11 protein-coding genes are annotated in these 9,755 nt (G+C 41.7%); 8 read left to right on the top strand and 3 right to left on the bottom strand.

Features of this window, described 5'->3' with window-relative positions:
* Positions 1-259 precede the first annotated feature (259 nt).
* Positions 260-712, bottom strand: coding sequence for a type I restriction enzyme HsdR N-terminal domain-containing protein (locus FHW88_RS29910; RefSeq protein WP_176629130.1), 453 nt, complete (start codon positions 710-712; stop codon positions 260-262).
* Positions 713-1,074: 362 nt separating this feature from the next.
* On the opposite strand from FHW88_RS29910, the gene holA reads away from it, so the two are divergent.
* Positions 1,075-2,097, top strand: a complete 1,023-nt coding sequence (holA, locus tag FHW88_RS29905) for a DNA polymerase III subunit delta (protein WP_176629129.1) — start codon at positions 1,075-1,077, stop codon at positions 2,095-2,097.
* 7 nt (positions 2,098-2,104) lie between these two features.
* Here the strand turns inward: holA and FHW88_RS29900 are convergent, their stop codons facing one another.
* Positions 2,105-3,127 carry a hypothetical protein gene (locus FHW88_RS29900; protein ID WP_176629128.1) on the bottom strand — a complete coding sequence of 341 codons (1,023 nt, stop codon included), beginning with the start codon at positions 3,125-3,127 and terminating at the stop codon, positions 2,105-2,107.
* 92 nt (positions 3,128-3,219) lie between these two features.
* On the opposite strand from FHW88_RS29900, the gene FHW88_RS29895 reads away from it, so the two are divergent.
* The gene (locus FHW88_RS29895; protein ID WP_176629127.1) at positions 3,220-3,597 is read left to right on the top strand and encodes a hypothetical protein; all 378 of its coding nucleotides are present in this window, start codon (positions 3,220-3,222) and stop codon (positions 3,595-3,597) included.
* Between the two features lie 11 nt (positions 3,598-3,608).
* Here FHW88_RS29895 and FHW88_RS29890 read toward each other — a convergent pair whose 3' ends face one another.
* Positions 3,609-4,253 (bottom strand): hypothetical protein, encoded by a 645-nt coding sequence (locus FHW88_RS29890; protein ID WP_176629126.1) that lies wholly within the window; start codon positions 4,251-4,253, stop codon positions 3,609-3,611.
* Between the two features lie 339 nt (positions 4,254-4,592).
* Here FHW88_RS29890 and cysC point away from each other — a divergent pair, with 339 nt between their 5' ends.
* From cysC to FHW88_RS29860, 6 genes are all read left to right on the top strand, one after another.
* Complete coding sequence (cysC, locus tag FHW88_RS29885; RefSeq protein WP_176629125.1) at positions 4,593-5,153, top strand: adenylyl-sulfate kinase; 561 nt, start codon at positions 4,593-4,595, stop codon at positions 5,151-5,153.
* 25 nt (positions 5,154-5,178) lie between these two features.
* Entirely contained in the window at positions 5,179-6,009 is an 831-nt protein-coding gene (locus FHW88_RS29880; RefSeq protein ID WP_176629124.1) for a sulfotransferase, read from the top strand.
* 213 nt (positions 6,010-6,222) lie between these two features.
* The gene (locus FHW88_RS29875; protein ID WP_090528074.1) at positions 6,223-6,810 is read left to right on the top strand and encodes a hypothetical protein; all 588 of its coding nucleotides are present in this window, start codon (positions 6,223-6,225) and stop codon (positions 6,808-6,810) included.
* Between the two features lie 137 nt (positions 6,811-6,947).
* On the top strand, positions 6,948-7,355 hold the full coding sequence (locus FHW88_RS29870) for an EVE domain-containing protein (RefSeq protein ID WP_176629123.1): 408 nt from the start codon (positions 6,948-6,950) through the stop codon (positions 7,353-7,355).
* Positions 7,352-8,488, top strand: coding sequence for a carbohydrate-binding family 9-like protein (locus FHW88_RS29865; RefSeq protein WP_176629122.1), 1,137 nt, complete (start codon positions 7,352-7,354; stop codon positions 8,486-8,488). Before FHW88_RS29870 ends, FHW88_RS29865 begins: the two co-directional genes overlap by 4 nt.
* Positions 8,485-9,573: a family 10 glycosylhydrolase gene (locus FHW88_RS29860; protein WP_176629121.1), complete on the top strand. Its 1,089-nt coding sequence runs from the start codon at positions 8,485-8,487 to the stop codon at positions 9,571-9,573. Before FHW88_RS29865 ends, FHW88_RS29860 begins: the two co-directional genes overlap by 4 nt.
* Positions 9,574-9,755 lie beyond the last annotated feature (182 nt).

Genomic DNA, 9,755 nt, shown 5'->3' with positions numbered 1-9,755 from the left:
CACTGTACTGGCTCTGCCATTTACTCCCATACACTTTTGAATATCTTTCCATTTTTGTTTACTGATGTGTAAACCTATTTCAGGACAAGACAAATCAACCCGCAGTATTTGTTTAGGAGGAATGATTGATTGGTAATTGGAGAAGTTACAAGTCAGCCATAGCGCTACCCTACACTCAAGACTTGCGCCAGTGAGGGCAGAAAATGCTATACACATTCCATAAATTCTTCAAATTCGTTTAATTCGAGTTCAGACAGCTTCAGCCCTTCACATACCCCGGCAACTCTTCAATAAACCGGTAAGTACATTTTTCATGATCTATAGTACAATAATAGTGTTGCAGGCCATTGCTCACCGCCAGCAGGGATACTTTATGAACCATATTATACCGGGCAATCTGATCGAATGTTTTTTGATCGATAGTTACAGATGGGGCTTTACATTCAACCATTAAAATGCGTTGCCCGTCGGGATTAAACACCACTATGTCGGTGCGCTTTTGCAGGGTGTTAAGTTTAAGGCCGCCTTCCAGTTTAATCAGCGAGCGGGGATAGTTTTTTTGTTTGATGAGGTATTGTACAAAATGCTGGCGTACCCATTCTTCAGGTGTAATGATGATGGTTTTCTTACGGATCTCGTCAAAAAGGGTCAGTATGCCGTTATCGTCGCTTATTTTAAAAGGGTAGGGTGGCAGGTTAAGCGGTTGGAGCATTTTTGCGAAGTCTTAAGTCGAAAGTTATGAGTCTTGAGTCGGGCTTCAAAATTAATAAATATATTATCAGGGAAATCGCCTTTGAGGTAATTCGATGCATTGAAAAAATAGCAATAAAATTTCCACACGAATTATCTTCATTCTTACCACAATTAATCGAATTACACCAATTTTTCAATTACATAAATTTAAAATTCGTGTAATTCGATTAATTTGAAAAAAATAGTGTAAAAATTTCTTATCCATTCGCCTCATGTCAACATAGATTTTAAAAGCAATTTTCCTGTTTATATCATTGCATCGCCCTAATTAAAAATACATTCCACTTTTGACTTTCGACTTAGTACTTTTGACTGCGAAATATGACTGCTGCCGAGATATTAAAGGACCTTAAGAACCGTAAGTTTAAACCGCTGTACCTGCTGCATGGGGAAGAACCTTATTTTATCGACCTGGTAAGCAATTACATTGAGCATCACTTGTTGCCCGAGCATGAGCGTGGCTTCAATCAAACCGTGGTTTACGGCAAGGATACCGACATCATGACCGTGCTCAATGCCGCCAAGCGTTACCCCATGATGGCCGATTACCAGGTGGTACTGGTAAAAGAGGCACAGGACATGAAATGGGGGAAGGACGATGATAACAAGAAAAGCATCGACCCTGTATTGAGCTATCTTGAAAATCCGCTGCCAAGTACTATTCTTGTTTTTTGTTACAAATACGGCAAGTTTGATAAGCGCAAGAAAACATACAAAGCCATAGAAAAGAACGGGCTTATTTTTGAATCGGCTACTTTATATGATAATAAGGTGCCGGCCTGGGTTGAAGGTTATGTAAGCGAGAAGGGCTACAAAATGAACCAGCAGGGATCGGCCATGATTGCCGAGTACCTGGGCAACGACCTGGCTAAAATTGCCAACGAGCTCGAAAAACTGATGCTGAATGTTAGCGCCGGGCAGGAGATTACCCTGAAGCATATCCAGGATAATATTGGTATCAGTAAGGAGTACAATGTATTTGAGCTGCAAACAGCCCTCACCAAAAAAGATGCTTACAAGGTAAACCAGATCATCAATTACTTTGAAGCCAATCCCAAATCAAATCCCATTGTTTTGGTGCTCGGCAACCTGAATAACTTTTTCAGCAAGGTGCTGGTGTACCATTACGTAAAAGATAAAACCCCGCAAAACCTTGCCCGCGAAATGGGCGTTAACCCATACTTTATTAAAGATTATGAGCAGGCCGCCCGTAACTACCCGCTTGGTAAAATTTTCCAGGTGATCAGCTATCTGCGCGAATATGATTTGAAAAGTAAAGGCGTTGAATCAAACGCGCCGCACGGTGAGTTGATGAAGGAGCTGATGTTTAAGATACTGCATTAGTTCACAACTAATTGTTGCTGAATAGTTTTGTGGATATGGAAGTGGTTTCCCCTTTATTTATCCGTATGTTTGGGATTGTTTTGCGTACGGATAACTGTAAGCCCGAATAACCCTCTATTTTTAGTGTGACAGGAGTTTGGGTGTTTAGTACTTTACATGAAAGACTGTAGTTTGATTCACCCGAGTAGTTTTTCGTAACGTATGAGGTCAAATTATTTCTTGTTCCTTCGGCATGGGCTTTATCCATACTAAAGTCGTACAGTTCATTATCGATATAGATTCGGTAGTAGCTTGCCTTTTGTGGGGTATGGTCTTCAATGTTTATTGACAATTGTCCAATTATGCGTTCAGGAACTATAGTTTGTTCTATATTGTTTTTTGATACTTTTAATACAGATTTATAAAAGAAAGCATCTTCCATAAGGTTGTAATTAACGTTATGATCATCGGAGGGAAAAAATTTCGCATCGGAAAGTGGAGTCTCGGGAAATAAACCGTTGGGCGAAGGTATTTGCCAAAATTCTCCCAGCTTATTTAAGCTACCTTTTTGGGTGCCGGCGGTGATAATTAAAGTGTAATCGCCAGCTTTTAGCGAATCTTTTATGGTTCCGAAAGGTGTTGAGTTGTTTATTTCTCTTCTGAAGTTTTTATTAATCCTGAATAATTTACCATTATCTTCTGGCGATAAGTTTTCTTCCAGGCGGCTTACCTGCGTACCTGTGCTGTCATAAACAATATACATGATCTTAGCATAATATTTATCATCCGATGGTAAGACAACCACGTTTGGTATTATCGCATTGGTTTGTAAAGCTGATATGATAGGAGTTGCTTCTTTAGTAAAACCGGCCACCGTAAACAATACCTGATATTTTTTATTTACATCGGTCAGTGTACTACCACCGGGGGTGTTCCCATTATCTGGATGTTTACTTGTGTCGGTTGGTTTAATAGTATTCGGTAAGGCTTCTTGTTTTTTACAAGAACAAATGAATGCTAATAAAGACAAAAACAGCAGGATACGTTGCATGACAGATTTAAGTTATCTATCAAAAATACAAAATAATTATATACTGTATCGGCAGTTAATGATGATCTTTGGCAAGATTTATTCTGATTAAAATGACCCTATCCTCGCAATCAAAAGTCAATATAGCATCCGGCATGATCCGCGTATCGGCGGTTTTGTACCTGGTTTATTATTATTTGAACGGCGGAAGGTCGGCTTCTTTTCAAATCGCTTTAGCAACGTGCATAGCGCTGGGCATTTTACTTTTACTGGCTTTCTTTATCAGGCGGGATTATAAATGGGCAAAATGGCTGCTATTAGGCTTATTAATCTTAACTATAACGCCTGACGCTATAAATCTGCCCGCAACTTTTAAGGCAAACTTTTATGCAGGCTGCATCGCTGTTATAATTGACCTGTTACAAATAGGGGCGCTTGTTTTACTTTTTATGCCGGATAAAGAAGAGCCGGTTGCCGAGGATGCTGAATAGTTTTTTAATGATTATTTGTTAAAAGGTACCCGGCTTATGATAGCATACATGAGGCCGCCAATTGTAACAATAAACCATAAGAAATATAAAGACTTTTTCAGGTCATTTATTTCTCTATCCTCTTTCAATACTAATGCCCTGAAAGCCGGTGAAAAAAGTGTCAGTGCGATCATAAAAAAAACGAACAGGAGTGAAACGAGCGAATAATTTGCAGCACGGCCAAACCCTTCTTTTATAGAACCGGCAATAAGAGGGATATTCCAGCCCGCTAAAAACACAATTAATGCTGCAGTTTTAAATGGTATTCTGCCCTGCCCCTGCATTTTCTTAACCTGGTAATATTGTACCTGGTTATTGGCGGTTTTATTAAAGAATCCTGTTGCTTTTATGTTTTCAATTATGTCATTGTAAGGCATGTTTGCTGTAAACATAACTTTTTTAGGGTATGACGATACGTTGTGTATTATCTTGATGCCGCTGCCGGCAATTGAGGATGCATATTCGATTTGAACAATATCATCAGCGTTGAAAAATAACTGACCTAACAAACCAAGGTTAATCTTGAGTACAGAAGTATCAGCTTTCAAAGCTGCAAAAGGTTTGGAGACTTTGGTATTGCCAACATAGGCACCCCCGTTAAGTAAAAATTCGTTCATGTTTATTGTGATAGGTTCTTTAGCCCACAGTAAATATATCATAAAAACGAGTCCTCAAATAATCTCCAAAATCATTTCTGATAAATTAAATAACGTAACATTTTTGTTAAGTGTAGCGTTGGTTAGTGTTTGACCGTATACATCCATTTATTCATTAAATCTTCATTTTTAGCCGGTATTGGTTACTTTTTTCTCCTGACTTTCCGTTGTTCAGTGTTGCATGTAATTGATTATTTACAATGTAACAAAATTCATCAGCCAATTAATTTCCTAAGTTCACTTATCCTAAGCAATATGTTAAGCTGATCAATAAGGCATACTAAATAAAAAAATTAAGGCATGATACTTTTATTTTGCGGATTATCAGGTGCGGGAAAAACTACTTTGGCAAAAAGTGTGGCCGCCGAATTAACAAGCCTGGGTATTAAAATTGAAATTATTGATGGTGATGAATACCGTGCGGCACTGTGCCGTGATCTGGGCTTTAGTAAGGAAGACCGGAACGAGAACATCCGCCGCCTGGGCTTTGTAGCCAGTCGTTTCAGCGCTCAGGGTATTGTTACCATAGTGAGCGCTATAAATCCATATGATGATATCAGGCAGGAGCTTGCCGAAAAATATGATCATGTAAGCATTGTTCACATTGATTGCCCCGTAAACAAGTTGATAAGCCGCGATACTAAAGGCCTGTACAAAAGGGCGTTGCTGCCGGATGGGCATCCTGATAAACTACCCAACCTGACAGGTATTAACGATAGGTTTGATGTACCCGTTAAGCCCGACCTATACATTGATACCTGCAATTATACCATACAACAAAGTACCTCTTCACTGCTTTATTATATTATAAACAATCTGCATCCTGTTAAGCAGACTATTAAGATACCAAGCTATACCTGACAAAAAAGGACGCTTATAAGATTTTATGCAAAAAAGAGTACTGATTATTACCGGGATGCACCGCTCCGGAACCTCGCTTATTACCCAGTGGTTGAGCAAATGCGGCCTGCAAACAGGCGAAAAACTGGTACCCGGCGGCCATGGCAATGTGGAAGGGCATTTTGAAGATATTGAATTTTTAAAAATGCACGAAGAGATCCTGGCCGGCCATAACCTGCCCAAAACCGGGCTTACGGTTGAGCATGTGGCCCAGTTTACCTTGTACGAAAGGGAAAAGCTTAAAAGCATTATTAAAGTTAAACAACAGTTATACGACCAATGGGGCTGGAAAGACCCGCGGACCTGCCTGTTTCTGGATGTATATAAAGAACTGCTGCCCGATGCCTGTTACCTGGTTATCATGCGTGATTATCAGTCGGTAGTTAGTTCACTTTTGCGGCGTGAATTTAAGTGGATGGAAAACAGGTACATGGCGCGTAAATATTTTTCAAGGCTGGTATGGACAAAATTTCGCCGCGGCCGCCGCATGGTGCAGTTTTATAATGATCATGCCACCGAATACCTGAAAGTTTGGATAGCCTATAACCAGGATATTTTAAAATGTATTGAAACACTGCCCCGGGATGCATTTGTAGTTGTTAATTATTCGATGCTGAAAGACGAGGATGAACAGGTTTTTGAGTATCTGAAAGACAAGTGGAACCTGGCATTAAAATACTCCAGATTTAAGGACATTTTTAAGGAAAACCTTATCGGCTCCGATGTCGCTTTTGAACAATATATCAACGATAAAACCCTCATTACGCAGGCCATAAAACTACAGGCCAAGCTTAAAGAATATATGCTGACTGATTAGTATCAAAAGTTTTTTGCGGTTTATTATACATTGTTGCGAAAGAAGTAAACAAGTATCTGTGCAATAAAGTGTAAAGGTAGCTCAATTTGTGATACAATCGTTATTACGGTTTGATAATCAGCTGATTATTTCTCCAAATTCGTTTTACTCAATGGCTTAAGTACCCCTTGTTACGGTGCTGAACTTAGCCGTTGTGAAACGAAGGAAAAGGATATGAAAGCTAAGTTTTTTTGCTACTTGCCCTACAGAGTAGTTACGGGGCTTTTGATCATCATGTGTTTACATTCGCCGGGTTTTTCGCAGGCGGCGAAAATCGGGTCGCTGGCATATTTAAGGGCGCGCAACGGAATTGGCGGGTTTAACCTGGGCGGCTTGTTAACCGGCGAGCAGGAACAGGCTTTAACTTACATTGATGGAGAAGGCAGCAAGCCCGATGCGGATAGCTGTGTTACCTATGAATATCATCCGGATAAGCAGCTGGAACTGGAAGACGGGCTAACCGCAACTCATATTTGTGTACGTACATGGCAAAATAAAATAGTAAATATTTATGTTTTCTTTAACCGTAACCAGGGCTATAAAATGCTCAGTAAATTTTTGCACTGGTACGGTACCTTCACTGCAAAGCCAAATGATTACCAGGACGTTTATCTGTGGGATTCGCGCACGGTAAAACTATTGTTGAGCTATCACCCCGATGATGACCAGGGAATTGCTGTTTACACTTCTGTTCCTTTAACAAACACTATCAACGCACAAAATGCTAAAAGGCTAACCCAGTTGTTAACCAGTAATGAATAAGTGAAGACTTTATTAACCCCTACTTCACCACTCCACCCCGTAATTTCATTGTAACAATACCCTGTATTGCCTGTAGCGCATTTTAGTTTACGCTCCCTTTTTTACATTTTTACGTTACAAAAATTTATACCGTACAAATGCAACATTGGTTAGTTAAGAGTGAGCCCTTTAAATACAGCTGGGAAAAATTCAATAAGGATGGTCGTACCTTTTGGGATGGTGTGCGCAATTACCAGGCACGCAATAACCTGAGGGAAATGAAGGAGGGCGACCTGGTGTTATTTTATCACAGTAACGAGGGTAAAGAGATTGTAGGCATAGCCAAAGTTGTTAAGGAAGCTTACCAGGACCCCACAACCGATGATACCGATTGGGTGGTGGTTGACCTGGCCCCGGTTGAAGCCCTGAAAACCCCGGTAACCCTTGAGCAGATCAAAGCCGACCCTAAATTACAGGATATTGGCCTGGTAAGGCAGGGGCGTTTATCGGTAATGGGGGTAAAGCGCGAAGAGTTTGATTACATCTTAGCGCTAGGCAGTAAATGAAATGTGGAAGCATCTTAACGGGTTGTTTTGTTAAGTCGGGCCTTGTCGCCGTTTTATTGGTATTGCCGGGACTTGCAAAAGCGCAGGATGCTTTCAGCGCCTTTCCCGATCTGTTTTCCACCCCTTACGGCTATGTTGCGAAACATGTAAAGCAAGCGCCGGTAATTGATGGCGATCTGGAAGATGCTGTATGGCAGCAGGCCAAATGGACCCGGGATTTCCAGGATATTGAAGGCCGCCTCAAACCGCAGCCACCACTGCAAACCAACGTTAAAATGCTTTGGGACGATAGCTGCCTGTATGTAGCAGCCCGCATCAGAGATCCGCATGTTTGGGCTACGCTTAGCCATCATGATGATATTGTTTACAAAGACAATGATTTTGAGCTGTTTATCGATCCTGCCAACAGCACGCATAGTTATTTTGAAATTGAGGTGAATGCCCTCAATACCATTTTCGATTTGTTTTTGACCAAACCCTACCGTAACAACGGCGCCGCGGTAACCGGTTGGGATGCGCACGGCTTACGGTCGGCGGTAAAAGTTGAGGGCACACTGAATGATCCTACGGATACGGATAAAGGCTGGACGGTTGAAATGGCTATCCCATTTAAAGCCATAGCCGGTGGCTTTAACCACGCTGTGATAAAGGATGGTACTTTGTGGCGTATCAATTTTTCGCGGGTGCAGTATGATACGAAGGTGCAGAACGGCGAATATGTGAAACTACAGGATAATACCGGGCATAACTTGCCCGAGCATAACTGGGTTTGGAGCAACCAGGGGCTTATCAATATGCATTATCCCGAACGCTGGGGCTACCTCCTCTTCAGCGATCATGAGGCTGATGACGCGACGTTTAAAATGCCTTATGCCGAAGAGCAAAAAAAATACCTATGGCTGGTTTATTACAAGCAAAAGCGGTGGTTTAAAGATCATCATGAATACTGCACCTCGTTAAACAACCTGGGTGTTGAAAATAAGCTGACAGTAGCGAGCCATGCCAACGAGCTTAAGCTGGAAGCAACTACCCATCAGTTTATAGCTTATATTGCTGATATTAAAACCAAAGCAACCTATAAAATTGACCAGGACGGCCTGGTGCAGCAGCAGATAATCCCTAAAACTCCATGAATAAGCGCGAATTTTTAAAGGCTGGTTTACTGGCCGGCGTGGCTGCCCAGTTGCCCTTAGTAAGCAATGCCGCTGTTGAAGCTGCCAAGAGCAGCAAGAAAAAAGCCATGAAGAACTGGGTATGGATCAACCCTAACCCCAAAGATACAGATGATGATCTGGCCACCCGCTATGCTTCCTACAAAGCATCGGGGATAACGGGTATATTCTTCGAGAACGACAGCGAACGCCATTTTCGTGCCGCTAAAGCTAAAGGACTGGAGGCCCACCGCTGGATCTGGACTTTTAACCGTGCCGAACTGGTAAACGAAAAGCCCGAATGGTACAGCAAAAACCGCAAAGGCGAATCATGTGCCGATCATCCGCCTTATGTGCAGTATTACCGCTGGCTGTGCCCGTCGCGTCCCGAAGTACAGGAGTATTTAACCAAAACTGTCGATGATATTTTAGCTAAAGATTATATCGATGGTATCCACCTGGATTACGTGCGTTACTGCGATGTGGTGTTACCGGTAAACCTTTGGGATAAATATAAAATTGAGCAAACCAAAGAGCTGCCCGAATATGATTTTTGCTACTGCGATGTTTGCAAAGCCAAATTCAAGGAAGAATATAACCAGGACCTCGATCAGATCCAATACCCCGAAGCCAGCCTTTCATGGCGCTTGTTCAGGTATAATAACATAACCCGGGTGGTTAATGGTATTTCGACTGTTGCCCATCAGCATAAAAAACAAATAACTGCAGCCGTATTTCCAACACCCGAAGTAGCCCGCCGCAACGTAAGGCAGGACTGGACAAACTGGAACATGGATGGCATTTGCCCCATGATATATCACGGCTTTTACAAGGAGGGCGTAAGCTGGATAGGCAACGCCGTAGCTGAAGGTGTGCATTTCCTGGCAGGCAGGTTCCCGCTGTATGCAGGTCTGTATTTGTCTGATTTTAAAAGTGATGATGAAATTCGCACCGGTATACAGGTGGCGCTTAAAAATGGCGCGATGGGCGTGTCTTTCTTCGGTAATGTAAGGCCGGAAGTGCTGGCAATATTGAAAGATGAAGTTGCGGCGTTTAAGGCTTCGTAATATTAAACTAAAAACCTGCGCTCGTTTGTAAACGAGCGTACTATAAAAATGTCATTTCGACGAACCTCTTGGGAAAAGTGTAGGGGGGTGAGGAGAAATCTCCTATGATGAAAATCTGCTACAGAAAGGCAAAAAGTCCTAAAAAGCGTGGTAATAGATTATATAAAGTTATAATATATAAA

The sequence above is a fragment of the Mucilaginibacter sp. SG538B genome (genome assembly GCF_013376065.1).
In the GTDB taxonomy this organism is placed as follows: Bacteria; Bacteroidota; Bacteroidia; order Sphingobacteriales; family Sphingobacteriaceae; genus Mucilaginibacter; species Mucilaginibacter rubeus.
This window is presented reverse-complemented; position numbering and strand designations above follow the sequence as displayed.